Below are 24880 nucleotides of genomic sequence, written 5' to 3'. Positions count from 1 at the left end.
CTACCATCCAATAATCGATACTGAAAAAAAAGTGCATCAGGCCTATAAACTAATTAAGGGTATTACTTGGCAAAAACGCCAGTACGCATGTCCTTCACAAATATTCGTTATCGCCCGCCTCAATTGACGCCCGGTCATGCTCGTGTTTTCCTGTACATCTTGTTTCGGGTGCCCTTCACAGGGTGAAACGGGAAACCGGTGAGTCAGGGCCTGCAATGCCAGGGTATGACAAGGCCGGTGCTGCCCCCGCAACGGTAAGCGAGTGAAGCGTCAGATCCACTGTGCCAGCAGGCATGGGAAGGCGATGCTTTTTGACCCAGCGTCCCTCGCAAGCCCGGAGACCGGCCCGAAAAATCAGATAACAAACCCGCGGTGGGCGGGCGCTGTTCGAACCCCGCGCGCCCGGCTCGCGGGGTTTTGCATGCGCTCGTTTCGCCCAGACACTTGATAGGGACGCGCCATGTCGATCATCAGCAGCACCTCGCCCACCGCCCGCCACACCACCACGCTGAGCCAACGCCTCACCGCCGCCATCGGTGCATCGATACTCGGCGCATGCCTGGTGTATTTCGCCGGGTTCTCGCATATCGAGGCGGTGCACAATGCTGCCCACGATACCCGCCACAGCGCCGCGTTCCCGTGCCACTAAGGTCTGACGACATGATCAAGCGTATTGCGCAAACCGCTGGCTTTACCGGCCTGCTGGCCGCCCTGCTGCTGACTCTGCTGCAAAGCTTCTGGGTCGCCCCGTTGATTCTGCAGGCCGAAACGTTCGAGAAAGCGCCGATTGCGACCGAGGTGGCGCATGAACACGCCGCCCATATGCACGATGCCCAGGCCTGGGAGCCGGAAGATGGCTGGCAGCGGGTGCTGTCGACCACCGGCAGCAACCTGGTGGTGGCGGTGGGTTTCGCGCTGATGCTGGCCGGTCTCTACACCCTGCGCGCGCCGACTCGTACGGCCCAGGGCCTGCTGTGGGGACTGGCTGGCTACGCCACTTTTGTGCTCGCGCCCACCCTAGGCCTGCCGCCGGAGTTGCCCGGCACCGCCGCCGCCGACCTGGCGCTGCGCCAGACCTGGTGGATCGGCACCGCCGCGTCCACGGCCGCCGGTATTGCGCTGATCGTGTTCGGCCACAACTGGCTGCTCAAAGTCCTCGGCGTGGCGATCCTGGCGGTGCCCCATGTGATCGGCGCGCCACAGCCCGAAGTGCATGCAATGCTCGCACCCGAGGCCCTCGAAGCGCAGTTCAAGATCGCCTCGCAGTTGACCAACGTCGCGTTCTGGCTGGCCCTGGGTCTGATCAGCGCCTGGCTGTTCCGTCGCAACCGCGACGGTCAATACTCGGCATGATTCTGGCTGCGGGACTGGGATGTCAGCGCGGGTGTGATGTTCACACCCTGCTGACGCTGCTTGACGGCGCCCTCGCCGAAGCGGGCATAGAGCGCCAGCGGTTAAGCGCGCTGGCCAGCATTGATCGCAAACGGGAGGAGCCGGGGTTGATCGCCCTGGCCCACCTGCTGCAATTGCCGTTGCTGTGTTTCAGCGCCGCGCAACTGGCGAGTTATGAGGACCGCCTGAGCCACAAATCAGCGGCCGCCTTTGCCCACACCGGTTGCCATGGGATTGCCGAAAGTGCCGCGCTCGCTCTGGCCGAACAGCTCGCGGGCGCCCCTGCCCGCTTGTTGATCAGCCGCAGAAAAAACGCCAAGGCGACCTTTGCGTTGGCCTGCGCTGGCTGAAACCCCGATAATCGCCTTGCTCGATCATGAGCATTTTTCATGCTCGCCCTACCCCCACAGGAACTCCCATGACCGTTTACTTTATCGGCGCAGGCCCAGGCGATCCGGAATTGATCACCGTCAAGGGCCAGCGGCTGATCCGCAGTTGCCCGGTGATCATCTACGCCGGCTCGCTGGTGCCAGCGGCGGTGCTGGAAGGCCATCAGGCGCATCAGGTGGTCAACAGCGCCGAGCTGCACCTGGAACAAATCATTGAGTTGATCAAGGTCGCCCACGCCAGCGGCCAGGATGTGGCCCGCGTGCACTCCGGCGATCCAAGCCTGTACGGGGCGATTGGCGAACAGATCCGGCATTTGCGCGAGCTGAACATTCCTTTCCAGATCATCCCGGGCGTCACGGCGGTAGCCGCCTGCGCCGCGCTGCTGGAAACCGAACTGACCCTGCCGGACATCGCCCAGAGCGTCATCCTGACCCGTTACGCCGACAAGACCCGCATGCCGGACGGCGAAGACTTCGACAGCCTGGCGCGGCATGGCACCACAATGGCGATCCATCTTGGGGTCAATCACCTGGAAAAGATCGTCGCCCAACTGCTGCCGCACTATGGCGCTGACTGCCCGATTGCGGTGGTGCACCGTGCAACGTGGCCGGATCAGGATTGGGTGGTGGGCACGCTCAGTGATATTGCCGGCAAAGTCGCGGCCAAGGGCTTTCGGCGTACGGCGTTGATTGTGGTGGGCCGAGTGCTGGCCAGTGACAGCTTTGGTGATTCATCGCTGTACCGCGCCGGGCATGCTCACCTCTACCGTCCTTGAATGAACAAAATGATCTGATTTGTTAGATACCTGATGTAAACGCATGAATTAAAAGCATAAAAAACGGCGCTCACGGGCGCCGTTTTTTGTTCGCAGTGAACGCCTTACTCAGTAGTAGGCGTTTTCTTTCTGCGTGTGGTCGGTCACATCGCGAACGCCCTTGAGCTCCGGAATGCGCTCGAGCAGGGTGCGCTCGATGCCTTCGCGCAGCGTCACGTCCGCCTGGCCGCAACCTTGGCAACCGCCGCCGAACTTGAGTACGGCAATGCCGTCGTCAACCACATCGATCAGGCTGACCTGACCGCCGTGGCTGGCCAGCCCCGGGTTGATCTCGGTTTGCAGGTAATAGTTGATGCGCTCGTTGACCGGGCTGTCGGCGTTGACATTCGGCACCTTGGCGTTGGGCGCCTTGATGGTCAACTGGCCGCCCATGCGGTCGGTGGCATAGTCGACCACGGCATCGTCCAGAAAGGCTTCGCTGAAGGCGTCGATGTACGCGGTGAAGCTTTTGAGCCCCAGGGCGGTGTCTTCAGGTTTCTCTTCGCCAGGCTTGCAGTAGGCAATGCAAGTCTCGGCGTACTGGGTGCCGGGCTGGGTAATAAAGACGCGGATGCCGATACCTGGGGTGTTCTGCTTGGACAGCAGGTCAGCCAGGTAATCGTGGGCGGCGTCGGTAATGGTTATGGCAGTCATGGAAACTCCTCACAGGCTTGGGGGGAGTTTACGCCAAATTATTACGCAGGTACAAAGTCCGAGTGTTTTTGTCGGGATAGCGGCGAAGCCACAACGCGCTCACAGATTCTCATAGCGATTCATGTCCAGTACGCCCTCTTCCACCGGCGTGGTTTCCCGCAGGTACTGCGACAAATCGTGAAAGTACTGCCAGAACAGCGGATGGCTACGGCGTATACCCCAGTGGTCGACGATTTTTTCAAAGCCCGCGGCATCCGTGACCTGCTCCATCTGGGCCACGAACTCGGGCACTTCCTGCGCCTTGAGCGCGAACATGAAGTTGGGGTAGCTGCTGAGTACGCCGGGGTAGACCGTCAAGGTGTCCAGGCCCGGCTGATAGCGATAGGCCTCACCCAAGAGAAACGCGACGTTGCTGTGGGCGCGATTGCGCAAGAGGCTGTAAACCTCGCGCTTGCCGCTGGCGGTTTCGATACGCAGCATCGTCGCTTCGGGCAACTGCTCGATGACCTTGAGCCCGGCGGCCGGGCGCGAGGTCAGGCGGCTCAGCGCCTGTTCTGCATTCTGCAATGCAGGCCCGATGCCGTCGCGCGAACAATAGGCGCCCGAACAGCGGTTGATCGGATCGGGACTCGCATTCAACGCGGCATAACGCGTCAGCAACTGCCGGGCAAAATCGCGTCTGGGGTGCTTTTCATCCAGATGCAGGCCGCTGGGCGTGGTGTCATCAATGGCTTCGTAATCCAGCCACATCTTGAGCTTGCCGCTGTTCTGGTACCAGTCATCGAGGAGCGACTCACGGCTATCGGCCGGCATCAGGCGCAGAAAATTCTGCTCGGCGCCATTGCGGATCAAGTCGAAATACAGTCGGGTCTGGGCCTGATGTGCGACGTTGCCAAACACGTCGAAATTCACCGCCAACTGGTAATAAGTGCGCTCGAGCAGCGGGTAATCGAACAGCCACATCGTCTGCGGCACTTCACCGATCAGGCCTTTGGTCACGGACGCGCTGTCGAAGTGGCGGAAGATGCTCAGCAAGGCATTGTCATTACCCGCCCACAACGTTGACCACGCCGGAGGCGGCAGGTCGGCGTAGCTGTCTCGACGCAGCGCTTCGTATTGGTTGCGCTTGTCGCGGTAGCTCAGCCACAGCCCCAGCACGCTGCCCACCTCATCGTTCTGCCCGGGCATCGCGAGCAGCGGCGTGGCCTGGCCGCGATAGCGCGCATCGGTGATGTACAGGTCGTGCTCAGGGTCCTGGAACAAGGTCCAGAAGTTGTCGCGAATCACGTCCGTGGCGATCTGTCCACGGCATACGGGCCCACGAATGAAGGTGCGCACGAAATACTCGGCGTTATCGAGCATGAACTGGTAGCGCGCCTTGGCCGGGATGGCCTCGAAGGTCTCGAACGGGTTGGCACGACGACCAGGACCGTAGCCGGGCAAGGCGCTGACCTGCCAGTCACCGGCGTAGAAGAGCTGCCGGATGCGCGCCATCTTCGCGGCGCTGAACGGGTAAGTGATGTGGGTTTTATGCACGATCACCCCCTGCACCGGCCATAGGCGGTAGTACACCTGGGTGCCCGGGTCATCGTTAGGGCGACGCGTAGCGATCAGGTCGATGGGCTGCCCACTCGGGGTGCGCGAGCGCACCCACTGGAAGAAATGCCCCGGCTCGCCGTTCTCGAAGTGGATATGCGCCAGATACAGATGCTCGAACAGCCAACGGGCCACCAGGCTCTCGCGGGCGCCGGGCTGGTTGAACAGGTTCTCCCACTGTTGCACCTGCAGCGCCTCCCTGGCACTCGGCGCCAGGCCTTGCTCGTCGATCGGTGCACCGGACGCCAGCCAGCGCTGCAAAGTCTGGTATTGCTGGTCGGTCAGGCCGGTCACCGCCAGCGGCATGCCTTCCCTGGGATGGGCGCCCGAGTAGCCATTGAATTCGGCAGGGGTTGCGCACATGTTTGCGCGATTGAGGCCCAGCACAATATCGTCAGGCAGCTTGGCATTGGCTTGCAGCGGCGCGTTGTGCCCCAACTCCAGCATGCGCGCCATCAGGGCGGCCTGGCTGCCCTGGGCGTCCAGCACCGAATAGAAGCCCTTTTGCTGCCACGCCTGCTTGCCGAACGCGTCGTAGAACAAACGCGTGGTCGGTGCCGCCTGGCTGCGCTCACCGTCATACACCGGCATTTTGCTCGCGCCCCGCGCCGCGCCCTCGGCGCTGCCCAGGTTGAGCTGGCACGCAGAGTCGTAGCAGGCATGGCAGGCCACGCACTTCTCGGTAAAGATCGGTTGAATGTCGCGGGTATAGGAGATCGCCGGGGCGGGACCTTCTGCGTAAGCGCTGCCGGCGATCAAGGCCAGGGCGGCGCTGACGATAAGACGAAGTGACATGTATCCGGTCCCGATTCAATGCGTGCGATGTAAAGTGCGGCGATTCTACCGGGCCAGTAGCGACACCAACATGAACGATATTCATGAAAAACCGCACACGCTCAAAATCGGCACAGGTTTGCTATGATTCACGCCCTCCGTAATGCCTGACCCAGAGTAGTCCCATGTCCGATCGTAGCGCTCGCCTGCAAGCCCTTCACCAAGCCCTCAAGGACCGTATCCTGATCCTCGATGGCGGCATGGGCACGATGATCCAGAGCTACAAGCTCGAAGAGCAGGATTATCGCGGCAAGCGCTTCGCCGACTGGCCGAGCGACGTCAAGGGCAACAACGACTTGCTGGTGATCACCCGTCCGGACGTGATCGGCGGTATCGAGAAGGCCTATCTGGACGCCGGTGCCGACATTCTGGAAACCAACACCTTCAACGCCACGCGCATCTCCATGGCCGACTACGGCATGGAAGAGCTGGCCTATGAATTGAACGTGGAAGGCGCACGTCTGGCGCGCCAGGTGGCCGACGCCAAGACCCTCGAAAACCCGGCCAAGCCGCGCTTCGTCGCCGGGGTGCTTGGCCCTACCAGCCGCACCTGCTCGCTGTCACCGGACGTGAACAACCCTGGCTACCGCAACGTGACCTTCGATGAACTGGTGGACAACTACACCGAGGCCACCAAGGGCCTGATCGAAGGCGGCGCCGATCTGATCCTGATCGAGACCATCTTCGACACCCTCAACGCCAAAGCGGCGATCTTCGCCGTACAGGGCGTGTTCGAGGCGCTGGGCGTCGAACTGCCGATCATGATTTCCGGCACCATTACCGACGCCTCCGGCCGCACCCTGTCGGGCCAGACCACCGAAGCGTTCTGGAACTCCGTGGCCCACGCCAAGCCGATTTCCGTCGGCCTGAACTGCGCCCTCGGCGCCAGCGACCTGCGCCCGTACCTGGAAGAGCTGTCGAACAAGGCCAACACCCATGTGTCCGCACACCCCAACGCCGGCCTGCCCAACGAATTCGGCGAGTACGATGAACTGCCGTCGCAAACCGCCAAGGTCATCGAAGAGTTCGCCCAAAGTGGCTTCCTCAATATTGTCGGCGGCTGCTGCGGCACCACCCCCGGCCACATTGAAGCCATCGCCAATGCCGTCGCGGGTTATGCGCCGCGCGCGATCCCGGACATTCCCAAGGCCTGCCGCCTGTCGGGGCTGGAGCCGTTCACCATCGATCGCAGCTCGCTGTTCGTCAACGTCGGCGAGCGCACCAACATCACCGGTTCCGCGCGCTTTGCCCGGTTGATCCGTGAAGACAACTACATCGAAGCCCTGGAAGTCGCCCTGCAGCAGGTGGAAGCCGGCGCGCAGGTAATCGACATCAACATGGACGAGGGCATGCTCGATTCGAAGAAGGCCATGGTGACCTTCCTCAATCTGATTGCCGGCGAGCCGGACATCTCCCGCGTGCCGATCATGATCGACTCCTCCAAGTGGGAGGTGATCGAAGCCGGCCTCAAGTGCATCCAGGGCAAAGGCATCGTCAACTCCATCAGCATGAAGGAAGGCGTGGAGCAGTTCATTCATCACGCCAAACTGTGCAAGCGCTATGGCGCAGCCGTGGTGGTCATGGCGTTCGACGAAGCCGGCCAGGCCGACACCGAAGCGCGCAAGAAGGAAATCTGCAAACGCTCCTACGACATTCTGGTGAATGAAGTCGGCTTCCCGCCGGAAGACATTATCTTCGACCCGAACATCTTCGCGGTCGCCACCGGTATCGAGGAGCACAACAACTACGCCGTCGACTTCATCAACGCCTGCGCCTACATCCGCGACGAGCTGCCGTATGCACTGACCTCAGGCGGCGTGTCCAACGTGTCGTTCTCGTTCCGCGGCAACAACCCGGTGCGCGAAGCGATCCACTCGGTGTTCCTGTTGTATGCGATCCGCAACGGCCTGAGCATGGGCATCGTCAACGCCGGCCAACTGGAGATCTACGATCAGATTCCCGCCGAGCTGCGCGATGCGGTGGAAGACGTGGTGCTCAACCGCACTCCGGAAGGCACCGACGCCCTGCTCGCCATCGCCGACAAGTACAAGGGCGACGGCAGCGTCAAGGAAGCAGAGACCGAAGAATGGCGCGGCTGGCCGGTGAACAAGCGCCTGGAACACGCGTTGGTCAAGGGCATCACCACGCACATCGTTGAAGACACCGAAGAATCGCGCCAGTCGTTCGCGCGCCCGATCGAGGTGATCGAAGGCCCGCTGATGTCGGGCATGAACATCGTTGGCGACCTGTTTGGCGCCGGCAAGATGTTCCTGCCCCAGGTGGTTAAATCCGCGCGAGTGATGAAGCAGGCGGTCGCCCACCTGATTCCGTTCATCGAGCTGGAAAAAGGCGACAAGCCAGAAGCCAAGGGCAAGATCCTGATGGCCACGGTGAAGGGCGATGTGCATGACATCGGCAAGAACATCGTTGGCGTGGTGCTCGGTTGCAATGGCTATGACATTGTCGATTTGGGCGTGATGGTGCCCGCCGAGAAGATCCTGCAGGTAGCCAAAGAGCAGAAGTGCGACATCATCGGCCTGTCCGGCCTGATCACGCCTTCCCTGGACGAGATGGTGCACGTGGCCCGCGAGATGCAGCGCCAGGACTTCCACCTGCCGTTGATGATCGGCGGCGCGACCACCTCCAAGGCGCACACGGCGGTGAAGATCGAGCCCAAATACAGCAATGACGCGGTGATCTACGTCACCGACGCTTCCCGTGCGGTGGGTGTGGCCACGCAGCTGCTGTCCAGGGAGCTGAAGGCCGGTTTCGTCGAGAAAACCCGCCTGGAATACATTGATGTGCGCGAGCGCACCTCCAACCGCAGCGCCCGCACCGAGCGCCTGAGCTACCCGGCGGCGATCGCCAAGAAGCCGCAGTTCGACTGGGGCAGCTATACCCCGGTGGTGCCGACGTTTACTGGCGCCAGGGTGCTGGACAATATCGACCTCAAGGTTCTGGCTGACTATATCGACTGGACGCCGTTCTTTATCTCCTGGGATCTGGCCGGCAAGTTCCCGCGCATCCTCGAAGACGAGGTGGTCGGCGAAGCCGCGACCGCGCTGTACGCCGATGCCCAGGAAATGCTGAAAAAGCTGATCGACGAAAAACTCATCAGCGCCCGCGCGGTGTTCGGTTTCTGGCCGACCAACCAGGTGCAGGACGACGATTTGGAAGTCTACGGCGACGACGGCCAGCCGATTGCGCGGCTGCATCACCTGCGCCAGCAGATCATCAAGACCGACGGCAAGCCGAACTTCTCCCTGGCCGACTTCGTCGCGCCCAAGTCCAGCGGCGTGACCGACTATATCGGCGGTTTCATCACCACCGCCGGCATCGGCGCCGAGGAAGTGGCCAAGGCGTATCAGGACGCGGGCGACGACTACAACTCAATCATGGTCAAAGCCTTGGCCGACCGCCTGGCCGAAGCCTGCGCCGAGTGGCTGCACCAGCAGGTGCGCAAGGAACACTGGGGTTATGCCAGGGACGAGCAACTGGACAACGAGGCGTTGATCAAGGAGCAATACAGCGGCATCCGCCCTGCCCCCGGCTACCCGGCGTGCCCGGATCACACCGAGAAAGCCCAGTTGTTCCAACTGCTGGATCCCGAGGCCCGTGAAATGCATGCCGGGCGCAGCGGCGTGTTCCTCACCGAGCACTATGCGATGTTCCCGGCGGCGGCGGTCAGCGGCTGGTATTTCGCGCACCCGCAGGCGCAGTACTTTGCCGTGGGCAAGGTCGACAAGGATCAAGTGAACAGCTACACCGCGCGAAAGGGCCAGGACCTGGCCGTGACCGAGCGCTGGCTGGCGCCGAATCTGGGTTACGACAACTAGATAGAAGGGTCGGGGCGACGTTTAACGCAGCAGCAGTTGCAGGCTGAACGGATAACGATAGGACGCGGGCTTGCCCACCGCCGACAATGCGCGAAAATCCACCGCCGTCGGCGGCCCCAGCAAATGCCGGGCCTGGTTGGCATCGATCAGTTGAAACAAGGCTGCCTGGCGATCGCGGCCGCCGTGGGCGTCGAGGTCCACGCCCTTGGCGTCGTCATTGATCAACACCATCGCCCAGCCTCCCAGCGTGAAATGTCCGGCCACCAGGGTGGTCAGCCGTCCATCCAGGCGCGCCTGCAGAATTTCCGGTGAGCTGTTAACCGCGCTGAACAACACATCCTTGCCCGGCGTCCGCCCGCTCGCTTGCACGGCCTGCATCGCGCCCAGCGCCATCTCATCGTTGGCTGCCCACACCAGCGCGGTCTGCGGGTTGCGCTTGAACAACTGCGTGGCCTGCTCAAAGGCGCGTTGGCGGTTCCATTCGCCATAGACCAACTGGCGCAGACGCACTTCGGGATGCTCGGCCAGCGCCCGGTGCAAGCCACGCTCACGCAACTGCGCAGCCGGGGTGGTCTTGGTGCCGGAGAATGCCAGCAGATCAATGGACGCCCCAGGCGCAACCGGGCCGTACTGGTGCAGCAGGTCGATGAGCATCAGGTAGCCGGCCTGCTCGTCATCAGCCACCAGGCTGGCGATCCAGTCAGGATGCTGGTGTGTGCCCAGCATCTGAGCCTGATCGGCCGTGAGCGCGTTGTTCACGATCAACAACTTGACCCCGCTGCCCTCGGCCATGCGCAGGATCTGCGGGGCGACGTACTGCTCATTCACCAATACCAGGTAATCCGGCCGCGCACTGCCCTGCAGCGCCTCTCGGGCCTGGGCCAACGTCGTGTCGGAAACACGCTCGGAATAGCGCACGCGCAAATCCAGACCGAGGTCAGTGGCGGCAGCCTGCATGAATTGCGCGTAATTGACCCAAAAGGTTTCCGTCGACATGCCCGGATTGAGAAACACCACCGACGACGCATGGGCCATTGCCGCGCACGTCGATCCGAGCAGCCACACACACACAATCAGAACCTTCAACATGGTTGTCCGAGCCTTGAATATTGACCGCCATCATAGTGGCAATGCGACAGGCAATCGAGACGCCTTTGAAAATCCCGTCAGGGGTGACCCGCCCAGAAAAGAGCAGCGCCAGCCACCAGCACAACCAGGAATAGAATGGCCCAGGCATCCACGGTAATGCCGGGTTTACGGTTTTTTGTAGAATCGCTCATCGCATCGCCTCTTGTCGGTTTTATAGGTGATTGCATCAAGACTCGATCACAGTAAAGTTCATGCTTGCCCCTATGACAAATGTGGTTATGGCGATAACCATTCTTATTAGTCATTTTGGTTATTTGCATATACTCAAACATCACTTTTGCGCATAAACGCAACCTGTTATCGTGCGCCGGCTCCGTTGGGAGTGCGCGGCCGTGCGCGCAGATTTGCCGAGAACAGGACCTATATGTACGTATACGACGAATACGATCAGCGCATCATCGAGGACCGCGTCAAGCAGTTCCGTGATCAGACCCGACGCTATCTGGCAGGCGAACTGAGCGAAGAAGAGTTCCGCCCTCTGCGCCTGCAAAATGGCCTTTATGTTCAGCGCTTTGCGCCCATGCTGCGGGTGGCCGTGCCCTACGGCCAACTGACCTCGCGCCAGACGCGCATGATGGCCAGGATTGCCCGTGACTTCGACAAGGGCTACGCCCACATCAGCACGCGCCAGAACGTACAGTTCAACTGGCCGGCGCTGGAAGACGTGCCGGACATCCTCGCCGAACTGGCTACCGTGCAGATGCACGCCATTCAGACCAGCGGCAACTGCCTGCGCAACGTCACCACCGACCAGTTTGCCGGCGTGGCCGCCGACGAGTTGATCGATCCGCGTCCCTGGTGCGAAATCGTGCGTCAGTGGACCACCTTCCACCCCGAATTCGCCTACCTGCCACGCAAGTTCAAGATCGCCATCAACGGCTCGACCTCGGACCGCGCCGCCATCGAAGTGCACGATATTGGCCTCGAACCGGTGCACAACGCTGCAGGCGAACTGGGTTTCCGCGTACTGGTGGGCGGCGGCCTGGGCCGTACCCCGGTGGTCGGCGCCTTCATCAATGAGTTCCTGCCGTGGCAGGACCTGCTTAGCTACCTCGACGCCATCCTGCGCGTGTACAACCGCTACGGCCGTCGTGACAACAAGTACAAGGCCCGGATCAAAATCCTGGTCAAGGCGCTGACCCCTGAGGTGTTCGCGCAGAAAGTCGATGCCGAGATGGAACACCTGCGCGGCGGCCAGACCACTCTGACTGACGCCGAAGTGCATCGCGTGGCCAAACACTTCGTCGATCCGGATTACAAAGCCCTGAGCAATCAGGACGCTGAGCTCGCAGCCCTCGACCATCAGCACCCGGGCTTTGCGCGCTGGCGCACCCGCAACACCCTGGCGCACAAACAGCCGGGCTACGTGGCCGTGACCCTGTCGCTCAAACCCACCGGCGTCGCGCCGGGCGATATCACCGACAAGCAGCTGGACGCCGTCGCCGACCTGGCCGAGCGCTACAGCTTCGGCCAACTGCGCACCTCCCACGAGCAGAACATCATTCTCGCGGACGTCGAGCAGAGCCAGTTGTTCACCCTGTGGGGCGAGCTGCGCGAAGGCGGTTTCGCCACGCCGAACATTGGCCTGTTGACCGACATCATCTGCTGCCCGGGCGGCGACTTCTGCTCCCTGGCCAACGCCAAGTCGATCCCGATTGCCGAATCGATCCAGCGCCGTTTCGATGACCTGGACTACCTGTTCGACATCGGCGAGCTGGACCTGAACATCTCCGGTTGCATGAACGCCTGTGGTCACCACCACGTCGGCCACATCGGCATCCTGGGCGTGGACAAGAAAGGCGAAGAATTCTACCAAGTGTCCCTGGGCGGCAGCGCCAGCCGCGATGCGAGCCTGGGCAAGATCCTCGGCCCGTCTTTCGCCCAGGAAGCCATGCCCGAGGTGATCGGCAAGTTGATCGACGTGTACGTCGAACAACGCACCGAAGATGAGCGTTTCATCGACACCTACCAGCGCATCGGCATTGACCTGTTCAAGGAGCGCGTCTATGCAGCGAATCATTAAGAACAACGAAGTCCTCGACGAAACCTGGCACCTGCTGCCCAAGGACGCGAGCTTCGACGGCATCTCCAACTGCGACGACCTGATCGTGCCGTTGGCGTTGTGGCGCGAACACGGCCACGCCCTCAAGGCCCGCGACGGCGGCCTGGGTGTATGGCTGGACGCCGACGAAGAAGCCGAAGAGATCGGCGCCGACGTGGAACACTTCCAGGTCATCGCCCTGAACTTCCCGGCCTTTACCGACGGGCGCAACTACTCCAACGCACGCCTGCTGCGTGACCGCTACGGTTACAAGGGCGAGCTGCGCGCGATTGGCGACGTCCTGCGCGACCAACTGTTCTACCTGCGCCGCTGCGGCTTCGATGCCTTCGCCCTGCGCGCTGACAAAGACCCGTACGAAGCACTGGAAAGCCTGAAGGACTTTTCGGTGACGTATCAGGCTGCCACTGACGAGCCGCTGCCGCTGTTTCGGCGGCGCTGAGTTCACGGAAAGCCGCAGGACCAAATGTGGGAGGGGGCTTGCCCCCTCCCACATTTGGTCCTGTGCATACTCAGGACTGTTTGATCGACGCCAGCACCTGCTGCTGCCCCATCGAACACGGCACGCCTTCTGGCTGCGCCCGCACCGCCTCGATAACACCCAGCAACTGTGCTTTGCTATGCGCCAGTTGCGCCTGCATCACCTCGATCTGCGCGACCTTGCGCTCCAAGCCCTCGATCAGCTCTTCTCGCTTGTACTCGCCCGGTGCGGGCATCAACGCCTTGAGCTCCTGTAAGGTAAACCCGGCCTCCTGCGCACTCTGAATCAACTGCAAAGTCTGCAGCGCATCCGGCCCATAGCGCCTGTACCCGTTGGCTTGGCGCCCCACCTGATTGATCAGACCTTGAGCCTCGTAAAAACGGATACGTGACGCCGCCAGTCCGCTCTGTTTTGCCAGCTCACCAATATTCATCAGAACGCCCGCTTGACATTAAAGTTAACTTTAAGCTTAGCCTGAGGCCTCCCCCGCTCAGGAGTCAACCCATGTCACCTTTTGAAGCCTTGCAATTGCCTAACGGCCAGGTCATCGCTAACCGTATCGCCAAAGCGGCCATGGAAGAGAACATGGCCGATGCCCAGCAAGCACCTTCTCGTCAGTTGAAGCAGTTGTATAAAGCTTGGGCAGATGGCGAGCCCGGCCTCCTGTTGACCGGCAATGTGATGATCGACCGTCACGCCATGACCGGCCCCGGCGGCGTCGCCCTGGAAGACGAACAGCATTTGGACAGCTTTCGTGAATGGGCGGATGTGGCCCGCGCCAAAGGCGTCCATTTTTGGGTACAGCTCAGCCACCCTGGTCGGCAGACCATGGCCAACCTCGGGCAGCAGGCGCTGGCACCGTCCGCCATCGCTTTGGATCTGGGCAGTTTTTCCAAGCTGTTCGCCAAGCCCAGGGCGATGACGGAAGAGGATATCCAGGACGTGATCAAGCGCTTCGCCACCAGCGCACGCCTGGCCGAAAAAGCCGGATTTACCGGGGTGCAGATCCACGGCGCCCACGGTTATCTGATCAGCCAGTTTCTCTCGCCCTTAAGCAACCACCGCACCGACCGCTGGGGTGGCTCGCTAGAGAACCGCGCGCGTCTGTTGCTGGAGGTGGTGCATGCGGTGCGAGCGGCAGTCAGTCCGTCATTCTGCGTTGCGGTCAAACTCAACTCGGCGGACTTCCAGCGTGGCGGGTTTGATGACGCCGATGCTCGTGCGGTGGTAGAGATGCTCAACCCACTGCCCATCGACTTGCTTGAGTTGTCCGGCGGTAGCTACGAAGCCCCGGCCATGCAAGGCGAGGCGCGCGACGGGCGCACCCTGGCGCGTGAGGCGTACTTCCTTGAGTTCGCCAAGGAGCTGGCAATCATCGCGAAGATGCCGCTGATGGTCACCGGTGGTATTCGCCGCCTGCCGGTGGTGCAGCAAGTGCTTGACAGCGGTATCGCCATGGCTGGCATCGCAACCGCCCTGACCCTGGAGCCACTGCTGCTCAAGCACTGGCGCGAAGGCCGCGATCTCAATCCGCAGCTACGGCCCATCAGCTGGAAACGCAAGCCCCTGGCCGCCCTCGCCACTCTCGCCGTAGTACGCTACCAGATGCGCCGCCTGAGCATTGGCCGCCTGCCCAATGCCAAGACGGCACCGTGGCTGGCATTGCTGCGCGATCAATGGTTTATCGCCCGACGCGCGCGACAATACCGTGCAGCCATGACGCAATCTTCACGTTAAAAACGCAGCATTCGTCGTGATCGAACTGTCCCCTATTGATCAGACATTTTTCATCTCACTGACGATTGGAGTTCTTCATGGCGAAAATCAACCTGGCCCAGCAATTGGCGACCACCCTTGAACAGGCGGGCATCAAGCGCATCTGGGGCCTGACCGGCGACAGCCTCAATGGCCTCACCGACGCCCTGCGCACCATGGACAGCATCGAGTGGATGCATGTGCGCCACGAAGAAGTCGCCGCGTTCGCCGCCGGTGCCGAAGCCGCCGCCACGGGTGAACTGACGGTGTGCGCCGGCAGTTGCGGACCGGGTAACCTGCACTTGATCAACGGCCTGTTCGACTGCCATCGCAACCATGTGCCGGTGCTGGCGATTGCCGCGCAAATTCCGTCGTCGGAGATCGGCCTGAACTACTTTCAGGAAACCCATCCCCAGGAGCTGTTCAAGGAGTGCAGCCATTTTATCGAGCTGGTCAGCAACCCCGAACAGATGCCCCAGGTGCTGCACCGCGCCATGCGCTCGGCGATCCTCAACCGTGGCGTGGCGGTGGTAGTGATTCCGGGGGATGTGTCGCTGTTGGAGGTGGATGCCAAACTCAAGCCGTGGCCGGCCCTGCACGCGCCGCGCACTTTGCCGGCCGAGCCGGACCTGCAGCGCCTCACCGAGATCCTGCAGAGCAGCCAGAAAGTCACTCTGTTGTGCGGCAGCGGCTGCGCCGGCGCCCATGACCAGGTGGTGGCGCTGGCCGACATGCTCGGCGCGCCGGTGGTGCATGCCCTGCGCGGCAAGGAGCATGTGGAATGGGATAACCCGTTCGATGTGGGCATGACCGGTCTGATTGGTTTCAGCTCGGGCTACCACGCGATGCTCGACTGCGACACGCTGATCATGCTCGGCACCGACTTTCCATACCGCCAGTTCTACCCGACCGACGCGACGATCATTCAGGTCGACCGCGACCCGCAGGCTCTGGGCCGTCGTGCCACGCTGGACCTGGGCATCGCCGCCGATGTCGGGGAAACCATCGCCGCGTTGCTGCCACGCCTGACGCGAAAATCTGATCGCAGCTTCCTCGACACCTCCCTGAAGCATTACCAAAAAGCGCGCCAGGGCCTGGATGACCTCGCGCAGCCGTCAAAGGCCGACCGGCCGATCCACCCGCAATATGTTGCGCGCCTGCTCAGCGAACTGGCCGACGACGATGCGATCTTTACCGCCGACGTCGGCTCGCCCACCGTGTGGGCGGCGCGCTATCTGAAGATGAACGGCAAACGCCGCCTGATCGGTTCGTTCAACCACGGCTCCATGGCCAACGCCATGCCCCAGGCGATTGGTGCACAGGCGGCGTTCCCTGGCCGGCAGGTGATTTCGATGTCCGGCGACGGTGGTTTCGCCATGTTGATGGGGGATTTCATCTCGCTGGCGCAACTGAACCTGCCGGTGAAAGTCATCGTGTTCGATAACGCCTCCCTGGGCTTTGTCGCCATGGAGATGAAAGCGGCCGGCTATCTGGACACGGGCACCGAGCTGAAGAATCCGGACTTCGCTGCCATGTCCAACGCCATGGGCATCCTCGGAATTCGCGTGGAGCAATCCGAAGACCTGGAGCCGGCACTGCGCCGCGCCCTGGCCCACGATGGCCCGGTGCTGGTGGACGTGGTCACCGCCACTCAGGAATTGGTGATGCCGCCGACCATCAAGCTGGAACAGGCCAAGGGGTTCAGCCTGTACATGCTCAAGGCAGTGATGAGTGGCCGTGGGGATGAGGTGATTGAATTGGCCAGGACCAATTTGCTGCGCTGATTTGAACTGAGTACAGCGTCCAAGGTGGGAGAAGGCTTGCTCCCACCCTTGGCTATCATCGTTCGCTCAACCGTTGTGTTTTTTTACCCACTGACCAAAGGCATCGATAAATGCCTGCAGGAACGGCCGGGTTTTTTCCGACACCTTCCCCGACTCATCAAACACATTCCCTGCCCCACCAAGATAGGCTTCCGGCTGCTGCATGCACCACACGTCCAGAAACACCAGGGACTGGCGCAGGTGATGGTTGGCGCCAAACCCGCCGATTGCGCCGGGCGACACGCTGATGATCGCGCCGGGCTTGGCGCTGAAGGCGCTTTTGCCATACGGGCGGGAGCCTACGTCAATCGCGTTTTTCAACGGTGCCGGCACCGAACGGTTGTATTCCGGGGTCACGAACAGCACCGCGTCGGATGAACCCACCTGACTGCGGAAAGTGCTGTAGGCTGCCGGCGGTGATGCACCGTCAATGTCTTCGTTGTAGAGCGGCAGATCGCCAATTTCGACAATGTTCAACTTGAGGTTGGCAGGAGCCAGTTCGGCCAGTGCCAACGCGACTTTGCGGTTGATCGATTCTTTTCTCAAGCTGCCAACCAGGACGGCAATCGTGTAGACCTTGCTCATTGAGGTTTCCCGACGTCTGACTAAAGGAGCCTGTAGTTATAAAGTCTTCGCTGCGTGTTCACCAGAAGCTTTTGAGATTCACGCCGGGTTTGCATCGCAGCACCCTGCGTAGGAAGCGTCTGAATTTGCCAGCGAATAGTATTTTTTTTCCATAGGTAAACTACCCGGCTTTATGACGGTCTACAGCACCGCAAATCGAGTGTTTATCTCCAGAGGTTCTAAGCAGATGGCAGCAGTACTTGTCGGACAGTTTCATGCCAGAGACGCGGAAGGTCGCGTGTATTCCGTGCATGAGTTCCAGGAATCCAACCCGGCGCAAGGCGACCTGGCTGGCTCGGCGCCCACCACTACCTACAAGCTGGCCATTGGCGACCGTGTAGAGAAACTGGAAGGCGATGAATTCAGACTGATTCAGTCGGGCACGGTTATCGTCCGCGAATCGCAGACCACCCTCGCGTCATAAGATCTCGCCTCACCTACCCGCTCAGTCCTGGCCATTGATGGCATTGACTGGGCCGGGGCCGCTCAGGGACGACGGATCTCCGTCAGCTCTATACCCTCCTCTCCCTTGATCTGCTTGAGCGTCACCATCAGGCTGCCACGCTCTCCCTCGACAGCAAACAATGAGCGCAGATAACCCGGCGAATCGGCCACCGGATAGGCCTCGACCTGTCTGACCAGCCTGATCCCCAGAATGGCGCCCACCTGCTCGTCCACCTGTTCCTGGGCACGGATATAGCGTTCCAGTACCGAATGTTCCGGGATGATTTCGTCTTGATTGTGCAGGAGATAAGCAGTCGCACACCCCACGGTCACCAGGACCAGGAGCTGTTTGACCGTTACCCCGCGAAACAGCGAGGGCATGCGCATTTGAGACCAGACCTGTTTTTGTTGTAAGTACCGGCGGGCCGGCAGTGGTCGTTGATGATCAGCAGCGTCATTCTAGTGGGGTCATGGCCCAGCGCCATAGGCATGGCCGACACCGACTGTCTTTTTTGCGCACAACGGCCTGCGCCATTGAATCCCCGTGGCGCTGCACATAGACTCCGGCCATGCGTTTACGTCATATCGAAGTGATTCAGGCCATTTTGCAAACCGGGCACCTCGGCACGGCCGCCGAGTGGTTGCAACTGCCCGTGGACGATGTGGAAGTCTCGCTCAAGGATGCCGAGCAGCAACTGGGCTTCATGCTGTTTGCCAGTGTGCGCGGACGCTTGCAAGCGACGCGCGAAACCCTCGAGTTACAGGCGCACATCGCTCAACTTTATGAGGCGCTGGAGCCGGTGCAACGCCTGGCCAGCCGTTTGAAACACCATCAAGCGCCTACGCTGCGCGCCCTCTGCACCCCGCCCCTGGCCAATCAACTGCTGCCGCAAAGCATTGCCGCACTGCGTCGCCGCTTTCAGGACACGCCGTGCAGCCTGTCGAGCCAACCGACGCGCGAGATCGTCAGGAGCCTGTTGCTTCACGAAGCCCAGGTGGGCCTGAGTCTGCATGATCCGCAACATCCGCAGATCCAGAGCACGCCTGTAGCCCAAGGCAAATTGCAATTGCTCGCGCCCCGTGGCTGGCTCAAGCCCCGGCAAAAGTATATTGCGCTGCAAGACCTGGCCGGGCAGTCGTTGATCGGGCTTGAAGGGCATGACCCCTTGAGCCGGCTGCTGGACGCCAAACTGCAAGCCCTGCGCCCGCTTCCGGTGGTGCAGACGCGGGTACAGACCTACCAGATGATGCGCAGCATGGTGGAGGCCGGCGAAGGCCTGGCGATAGTCGACCCGTTTACGGCAGCCGGCGCGCAAGAGGCCGGGCTCGATGCCTGCCCGCTGTCGCCGCCTATCACGGTGGTCCTTTATGCATTGGTGCTGAAAAGCGCTGAACCGATGCCGGCGTTGAGCGCGCTGCTGGAAATCGTCGCGCACAAGGCCGAGGCCCTGCTGGCGGGCACTTCGCCCCAAACGCCTGTCGCGTAATATGCGCTCAAGGCCCCAGCCCCGGTTCGATTCATGACTGCGCTTTCAGTACCGCCTCGGACTTGAACAACCGATACCAGAAAATCGCCACTTCGCGGGTTTGCGGGTCAATGCCGCGATAACGCAGGTGGTCGATACCGCCCATCACATAGCCGCAACGCTCATACAACCGGCACGCACCCAGGTTGTTGTTCTGGGTTTCGAGCATCATGCCCGGCAGGTTTTTCTTGCGACTCCAGAACTGCGCCACATCCAGCAACGCCTTGGCCACGCCGTGACGCCGCGCCGGCAGGATGACCGCCAGTTCATCGACATGGGCAAACCCGTTCCAATTGGTGCTGACCACGACGTGTCCCACCGGGCAATCATCCAGATAAGCCATGAAGATCGCACTGTCGGGCGCATCGCGAAAACTGGCGAACTCCTCGGGATCGATGCCATAACATTTGCGGTACGGCAGGATGCGCTCCACCTGCCATTGATCAACGCGCTTGCCCATCTCCGGCACGCCATAGGCACTGACTTCAAAGCTGAAATCGTTGCCCCACACATAGGCATCAAAGCCTGCATCGGCGACCCGCACACTGAGCCCTGGATACTTCGGGTTCATGACAGCTTGCATAACGTTCCTCAACCCTTGACGCAATCGACGGTGTAACAACGACTCCTGCCGTCATCCTCGTTTTGTACCCCGTGCAGATCGGCATCCATTGATACCGCCTCCACTTCGCAGCGCGCAGAGTTCGGCAAGGGCGCGGCGAAAAAGAACATTTCCTGCCACAAGGTTAGAAGCGGGAAGCGGATGTGGCGAATGAAGATTCACCCCATTCAAGACAATCAGCTGGGAGGGGGCTTGCTCCCGATCGCAGTGTATCAGCCGAACATCTATCAATTGACCCGACGCTATCGGGAGCAAGTCCACTCCCCACACGTTGGATCGCCTTTCAGTTCACGTCATTGTTGAGTCAGTTGAGTCCACAGCGCCGGCGCACCCGCCGCCTTGGCAATCGCTTCCAGTCGTGCCACATGCTCGGCCAGATCCTGCTCACTGGCGCGGATGATCGCCGTAGGTGTGCGATCGGCCGGAAGGCGACGGATTTCCGAAGGGCGGTTGCCAGAGCCTTCCGCCGAACCGCTGCCGTCGGACGCGTTACCGGCCAGGGAAAGGCTGGTCTGCCCGCCGGTCATGGTCAGGTAAACGTCGGCAAGAATCTCGGAGTCGAGCAAGGCGCCGTGCAGTTCACGGTTGGAGTTGTCGACACCATAACGCTTGCACAACGCATCGAGGCTGTTGCGCTGGCCCGGGTGCCGCTCACGGGCCATCATCAGGGTGTCGAGGATCGAACAGTGCCGGGAAATATCAGCGCGGTCCGTCTGCCCCATCAGGGCGAATTCGTTGTTGATGAAGCCGATATCGAACGCCGCGTTGTGGATGATCAACTGCGCGCCATTGATGAATTCGAAGAACTCGTCGGCCACCTCGGCGAAACGCGGCTTGCCCTTGAGGAACTCATCGGTGATGCCGTGTACGCCAATCGCGCCTTCGTCACTTTCCCGGTCCGGCTGCAGGTAGACGTGGAAGTGACGTCCGGTGAGGCGACGACCCATCAGCTCAACACAGCCGATTTCGATGATCCGGTGGCCGTCGGTCACCGGCATGCCGGTGGTTTCGGTATCGAGTACAACAGATCGGATGGCCATCAGGGTTCAGCTCTCAACGGTGTGGTGAAGGGTGTAAAGGGCGCGATGTTAACACGGCGGCCGGCCTCAGCTCTGCTTGTAGCCGCGCACCTCATCCACGCCACGGTTGGCCAGTTGGTCGGCGCGTTCGTTGCCTGGATGGCCGATATGCCCACGCACCCATTTCCAGGTGATGTTGTGGCGATTGCATTGTTCATCGAGCAGTTGCCAGAGGTCGGCGTTCTTGACCGGCTCTTTGGCCGCCGTCTTCCAGCCGCGCTTCTTCCAGTTGACCATCCACTCGTTGATGCCCTTCATCACGTATTGCGAGTCGGTCACCAGCAGCACGTCGCAGCGCCGCTTGAGTTCCTCCAAGCCGCGAATCGCGCCCATCAGTTCCATGCGGTTGTTGGTGGTGTTGGCTTCGCCGCCCCACAGCTCCTTCTCCACGCCCTTGCACACCAGCAATGCGCCCCAGCCGCCAGGGCCGGGGTTGCCCTTGCAGGCGCCATCGGTGAAGAGTTCTACGGTATCGGTCATCGTTTGCTCGGTCTTGAATCAAAAAGAGGGGTTTATGGTTCGCTTTGCCTGCGATTGACCTTGGCCATCGGCATCGGCACCAGCTTGGCCATGGGCTGGCGTGCTGCCTGCCGTACCGGTCGCAGGCCGACCACGATCTTGCGCGCCACCAATAGATAGAAGCCGCCACCCGCCAGTTGCCAGGTACCCGCGCGGCGTTCCCAACCGGCGAGGCGGCCCTGCCACCGGGTCGACGCGAGCGGCGGACGATAGCATCCGAAGCGGCGTTTCTCCAGCGCGAAGCCCAGCAGGTTCAGCCAGTCCCCCACCCGGGAAGGCGCAATGCAACGTGCCTGACGCAGACCGTCATGGGCAAACACATGGCGCAGTCCCCAGGTGCTCCAGGGGTTGATGCCGATGATCAGCAAATGACCGCCGGGGCGCACGCTGCTCGCCGCTTCGCGCAACAGGCCGTGGGGCGACAGGCAGAAATCCAGGCCGTGCTGCAGCACCACCACATCGGCGGCATGCTCGCTCAACGGCCAGGCCTGTTCCTCGCACACAATTTCCACGCCAGGCAATGGCGCGCCCAGACGTACATTGCGCTGCACCTGCGGCGCGGCGGGCGGCGTCTGCGCCGACGGGCCGTAATGCACCAGGTAGCCACCAAAGAACCGGCCCAGCTCGTCTTCGAGCATGCGCCGTTCTTCTTCCAGCAAAAATTGCCCGATGGGCCCGGACAGCCATTCGCGGGCTGCGCCGATGAGGGCGAGCCATTCAGGATCGGCCTGGGCGAACGCTTTATCAGTCATTGCATTCTCCTACTCGCCTGGACGTTCTAAGATGCACCAATGTGTTCAGCTTGGCGAATCGAAGAATGATACAGATCAGTGCCCTGCCCGCCTTCACCGATAACTACATCTGGTTGTTACAGGACCCGCACACCCGCCGCTGCGCCGCAGTCGACCCCGGCGACGCCGCGCCGGTGCTGGCCTGGCTCGGGCAAAACCCGGAGTGGACCCTCAGCGACATCCTGGTCACCCACCATCACCACGACCATGTGGGCGGTGTTGCGCAGCTCAAGGACGTGACCGGCGCCAGGGTCTACGGCCCGGCCAGCGAGAAAATCCCGGCGCGGGACGTGGCCCTGCACGACAACGATCGCATCAACGTGCTGGGCTGGGACTTTGACGTCTACAGCGTCCCCGGCCACACCCTCGGTCATATCGCGTTTTATCACCCGGGCGTGCTGCTGTGCGGCGACACCCTGTTCGCCGCCGGTTGCGGCCGCCTGTTCGAAGGCACGCCCCAGCAGATGTACGCCTCGCTGCAACGCCTGGCCGCCCTGCCCGGCGACACGCAGGTGTATTGCACTCACGAATACACACAAAGCAACCTGAAATTCGCCCAGGCGGTGGAACCGCACAATGCCGATATCGCCGAACGGGTGGAAAACGTCCGCCAATTAAGGGCTCGCGGCGAAATGACGCTGCCCTCCAACCTGGCCCTTGAAAAGCGCACCAACCCCTTTTTGCGCACCTCTGAAACATCCGTTAAACAAAAAGCGGACGAACGGGATGGCCGTGACAACCGTGCTGGGGCCGAGGTGTTTGCCAGCTTGAGGGCATGGAAAGATACGTTCTAAGCCCACGTATTCTGATACGTAATTTCTGAATGGTTGACCGGAACCAAAGCGCTTTCTAGAATCGCCCGACATTTTTGCCCGGAACTTACTTCCAGCCAATGTCGTCATCTATTCGTAAATCCATCTCTTCAGACGCATTGACCCGCCTGGCTCAAGCCGTGGCGGTGGCTGTGTCCGCCACGCTGGCGGGCTGCCAATCCACACAATATGCTGCACAAACCACCGTGCAACCCAAACCGAATCTTGCCGCCAAGATCAAGCAAAAACCCATCTGGCTTTCAGAGAAGCCCAGCCCCGAAGTGCCTCAGGATGTCTGGGAACGCATGCGTCGGGGCTTTCAGTTACAGGACGGCGTGGGCGTCAACCCGCGCATCGAGCAACAGCGCCTTTGGTTCGCCAGCAACCCATCCTTTCTGGAAAACGCCGGCGAACGCGGCAGTCTCTACATTCACTACATCGTCGAACGCCTTGAAGAACGCAACATGCCGCTGGAACTGGCGCTGCTGCCAGTGATTGAAAGCGCCTACAACCCGATGGCCTACTCACGCAGCGATGCGGTCGGCCTGTGGCAGTTCATTCCCTCCACCGGACGTTACTTCAACCTGCGACAAACCCGCGCCTACGATGGCCGCCGTGATATCACCGCGTCCACCACCGCCGCCCTGGATTACCTGACGCGCCTGCATGACATGTTCAACGGTGACTGGCTGCTGGCCCTGGCGGCCTACAACGCCGGCGAAGGCACGGTGAGCCGCGCCATCGAGCGCAATGAAAAACTTGGCCTGCCCACCGACTACTGGAACCTGCCCCTGCCCCAGGAAACCCAGGACTATGTGCCAAAGTTTCTCGCGCTGTCCCAGGTGGTGCTGGCGCCTGAAGCCTATGGCGTCAACCTGAGCCCAATTGCCAACACGCCGTACTTCCAAGTGGTTGAGGTAAAGCAGAGCATGGACCTGTCACGGGTCGCAGCGCTGGCGGAAATCGACGAAGACGAACTGTTCCAGCTCAACCCCGCCCTCAAGCAACGCACCACCCTCGATGGCCCCCAGCATCTGCTCGTACCCTGCTCCAAGGCGCAGCTGCTGACCAGCACGCTGTCGACGATGAAGCCCGAAGAACTGCTGGCCATGCGCCCGAAAAAGCAGGTGTTCGACGAAGTCGAAACCGCGCGCGTGGCCGGGCGCACCCGCAACTACAAAGTGCGCAGTGGGGACAACCTGACGCTGATCGCCAAGGCCAACAAGGTCGACGTGCATGACCTGCAGCGCTGGAACAAGCTCAATGGCCAGGCACTCAAGGTCGGCCAGACCCTGGTGATGCAGGACACCCGCCGCGCCGTGGCCAGTGCCAAAAAGCCGGTGCAGTACAAAGTCAAGAAAGGCGACTCGCTGTATATCGTCGCCAAGCGCTTCAATGTCGAGATGCAACATCTCAAGCGCTGGAACCCACGCACGGGTCAAGCGCTGAAGCCTGGGCAGATGCTGGTGGTTTCCGCACCACGCTGAACCGTCGACAATAACGAAATAAATGTGGGAGGTGGCTTGCTCCCGATGGCGGTGTGCCGGCCAGCTCATGTACTGACTGACACACACCCCTCGGGAGCAAGCCCCCTCCCACATTGGTTCTCCATCATCTAAACCGGCTTTTTCCAACCGGAACAAGCTGTTACTGTACCGATCATAAAGCCCAAGCCGCCTG

General features: G+C 61.2%; 23 protein-coding genes and 1 riboswitch. Of the genes, 13 read left to right on the top strand and 10 right to left on the bottom strand.

All coding sequences use genetic code 11. The features are described from left to right. The first annotated feature begins 149 nt into the window (after positions 1 to 149). Positions 150 to 364, top strand: a riboswitch (cobalamin riboswitch). A gap of 96 nt (positions 365 to 460) precedes the next feature. From H045_RS07005 to cobM, 4 genes are all read left to right on the top strand, one after another. Further along, positions 461 to 649, top strand: a complete 189-nt coding sequence (locus H045_RS07005) for a CbtB domain-containing protein (protein ID WP_003235554.1) — start codon at positions 461 to 463, stop codon at positions 647 to 649. 11 nt (positions 650 to 660) lie between these two features. Next, positions 661 to 1353 carry a CbtA family protein gene (locus H045_RS07000; protein ID WP_015371855.1) on the top strand — a complete coding sequence of 231 codons (693 nt, stop codon included), beginning with the start codon at positions 661 to 663 and terminating at the stop codon, positions 1351 to 1353. Then, a complete protein-coding gene (locus tag H045_RS06995; RefSeq protein ID WP_015371854.1) occupies positions 1350 to 1742 on the top strand; it encodes a cobalamin biosynthesis protein in 393 nt (130 codons plus the stop codon). The genes H045_RS07000 and H045_RS06995 overlap by 4 nt, the downstream gene beginning before the upstream one ends. A gap of 68 nt (positions 1743 to 1810) precedes the next feature. Continuing rightward, a complete protein-coding gene (cobM, locus tag H045_RS06990; RefSeq protein ID WP_003235548.1) occupies positions 1811 to 2557 on the top strand; it encodes a precorrin-4 C(11)-methyltransferase in 747 nt (248 codons plus the stop codon). Between the two features lie 108 nt (positions 2558 to 2665). Here cobM and nfuA read toward each other — a convergent pair whose 3' ends face one another. Then, positions 2666 to 3250 (bottom strand): Fe-S biogenesis protein NfuA, encoded by a 585-nt coding sequence (gene nfuA, locus H045_RS06985; protein WP_003190728.1) that lies wholly within the window; start codon positions 3248 to 3250, stop codon positions 2666 to 2668. 99 nt (positions 3251 to 3349) lie between these two features. After that, positions 3350 to 5641: a fatty acid cis/trans isomerase gene (locus tag H045_RS06980; protein ID WP_015371853.1), complete on the bottom strand. Its 2292-nt coding sequence runs from the start codon at positions 5639 to 5641 to the stop codon at positions 3350 to 3352. A 164-nt stretch (positions 5642 to 5805) separates the two neighbouring features. Between H045_RS06980 and metH the strand changes: the two genes are divergently transcribed. Then, the gene (gene metH, locus H045_RS06975) at positions 5806 to 9516 is read left to right on the top strand and encodes a methionine synthase (protein WP_015371852.1); all 3711 of its coding nucleotides are present in this window, start codon (positions 5806 to 5808) and stop codon (positions 9514 to 9516) included. 21 nt (positions 9517 to 9537) lie between these two features. Here metH and H045_RS06970 read toward each other — a convergent pair whose 3' ends face one another. Continuing rightward, on the bottom strand, positions 9538 to 10605 hold the full coding sequence (locus H045_RS06970; RefSeq protein WP_015371851.1) for an ABC transporter substrate-binding protein: 1068 nt from the start codon (positions 10603 to 10605) through the stop codon (positions 9538 to 9540). A gap of 424 nt (positions 10606 to 11029) precedes the next feature. Between H045_RS06970 and H045_RS06965 the strand changes: the two genes are divergently transcribed. After that, on the top strand, positions 11030 to 12688 hold the full coding sequence (locus tag H045_RS06965; RefSeq protein WP_015371849.1) for a nitrite/sulfite reductase: 1659 nt from the start codon (positions 11030 to 11032) through the stop codon (positions 12686 to 12688). After that, on the top strand, positions 12672 to 13166 hold the full coding sequence (locus tag H045_RS06960; RefSeq protein WP_003235539.1) for a DUF934 domain-containing protein: 495 nt from the start codon (positions 12672 to 12674) through the stop codon (positions 13164 to 13166). The genes H045_RS06965 and H045_RS06960 overlap by 17 nt, the downstream gene beginning before the upstream one ends. 70 nt (positions 13167 to 13236) lie before the next feature. On the opposite strand, the gene H045_RS06955 is transcribed toward H045_RS06960, so the two are convergent. After that, complete coding sequence (locus H045_RS06955) at positions 13237 to 13638, bottom strand: MerR family transcriptional regulator (RefSeq protein ID WP_003235537.1); 402 nt, start codon at positions 13636 to 13638, stop codon at positions 13237 to 13239. A 71-nt stretch (positions 13639 to 13709) separates the two neighbouring features. Between H045_RS06955 and H045_RS06950 the strand changes: the two genes are divergently transcribed. After that, entirely contained in the window at positions 13710 to 14942 is a 1233-nt protein-coding gene (locus H045_RS06950; RefSeq protein ID WP_015371848.1) for an NADH:flavin oxidoreductase/NADH oxidase family protein, read from the top strand. Between the two features lie 77 nt (positions 14943 to 15019). Beyond that, entirely contained in the window at positions 15020 to 16744 is a 1725-nt protein-coding gene (gene poxB, locus H045_RS06945) for a ubiquinone-dependent pyruvate dehydrogenase (protein ID WP_015371847.1), read from the top strand. Between the two features lie 66 nt (positions 16745 to 16810). Here poxB and H045_RS06940 read toward each other — a convergent pair whose 3' ends face one another. Then, positions 16811 to 17368 carry an NADPH-dependent FMN reductase gene (locus tag H045_RS06940; protein ID WP_015371846.1) on the bottom strand — a complete coding sequence of 186 codons (558 nt, stop codon included), beginning with the start codon at positions 17366 to 17368 and terminating at the stop codon, positions 16811 to 16813. A gap of 226 nt (positions 17369 to 17594) precedes the next feature. On the opposite strand from H045_RS06940, the gene H045_RS06935 reads away from it, so the two are divergent. Then, entirely contained in the window at positions 17595 to 17831 is a 237-nt protein-coding gene (locus tag H045_RS06935) for a hypothetical protein (RefSeq protein WP_032870946.1), read from the top strand. A 62-nt stretch (positions 17832 to 17893) separates the two neighbouring features. On the opposite strand, the gene H045_RS06930 is transcribed toward H045_RS06935, so the two are convergent. After that, positions 17894 to 18238: a hypothetical protein gene (locus H045_RS06930; protein ID WP_015371845.1), complete on the bottom strand. Its 345-nt coding sequence runs from the start codon at positions 18236 to 18238 to the stop codon at positions 17894 to 17896. 182 nt (positions 18239 to 18420) lie between these two features. Here H045_RS06930 and H045_RS06925 point away from each other — a divergent pair, with 182 nt between their 5' ends. Next, positions 18421 to 19338, top strand: a complete 918-nt coding sequence (locus tag H045_RS06925; protein ID WP_015371844.1) for a LysR substrate-binding domain-containing protein — start codon at positions 18421 to 18423, stop codon at positions 19336 to 19338. A gap of 31 nt (positions 19339 to 19369) precedes the next feature. Here H045_RS06925 and H045_RS06920 read toward each other — a convergent pair whose 3' ends face one another. The 4 genes from H045_RS06920 to H045_RS06905 all read right to left on the bottom strand — a co-directional run bounded on the left by H045_RS06920 (position 19370) and on the right by H045_RS06905 (position 22349). Beyond that, positions 19370 to 19948: a GNAT family N-acetyltransferase gene (locus H045_RS06920; protein WP_041931604.1), complete on the bottom strand. Its 579-nt coding sequence runs from the start codon at positions 19946 to 19948 to the stop codon at positions 19370 to 19372. Positions 19949 to 20292: 344 nt separating this feature from the next. After that, positions 20293 to 21033 carry a DNA polymerase III subunit epsilon gene (dnaQ, locus tag H045_RS06915; RefSeq protein WP_167325122.1) on the bottom strand — a complete coding sequence of 247 codons (741 nt, stop codon included), beginning with the start codon at positions 21031 to 21033 and terminating at the stop codon, positions 20293 to 20295. A 72-nt stretch (positions 21034 to 21105) separates the two neighbouring features. After that, entirely contained in the window at positions 21106 to 21558 is a 453-nt protein-coding gene (gene rnhA, locus H045_RS06910) for a ribonuclease HI (protein ID WP_003207474.1), read from the bottom strand. Positions 21559 to 21590: 32 nt separating this feature from the next. After that, positions 21591 to 22349, bottom strand: coding sequence for a class I SAM-dependent methyltransferase (locus tag H045_RS06905; RefSeq protein WP_003235519.1), 759 nt, complete (start codon positions 22347 to 22349; stop codon positions 21591 to 21593). 65 nt (positions 22350 to 22414) lie between these two features. Here H045_RS06905 and gloB point away from each other — a divergent pair, with 65 nt between their 5' ends. Next, a complete protein-coding gene (gloB, locus tag H045_RS06900) occupies positions 22415 to 23182 on the top strand; it encodes a hydroxyacylglutathione hydrolase (RefSeq protein WP_015371842.1) in 768 nt (255 codons plus the stop codon). 98 nt (positions 23183 to 23280) lie between these two features. Next, the gene (locus tag H045_RS06895; RefSeq protein ID WP_015371841.1) at positions 23281 to 24687 is read left to right on the top strand and encodes a transglycosylase SLT domain-containing protein; all 1407 of its coding nucleotides are present in this window, start codon (positions 23281 to 23283) and stop codon (positions 24685 to 24687) included. Positions 24688 to 24880 lie beyond the last annotated feature (193 nt).

It is taken from the genome of Pseudomonas poae RE*1-1-14 (genome assembly GCF_000336465.1).
In the GTDB taxonomy this organism is placed as follows: Bacteria; Pseudomonadota; Gammaproteobacteria; order Pseudomonadales; family Pseudomonadaceae; genus Aquipseudomonas; species Aquipseudomonas poae.
This window is presented reverse-complemented; position numbering and strand designations above follow the sequence as displayed.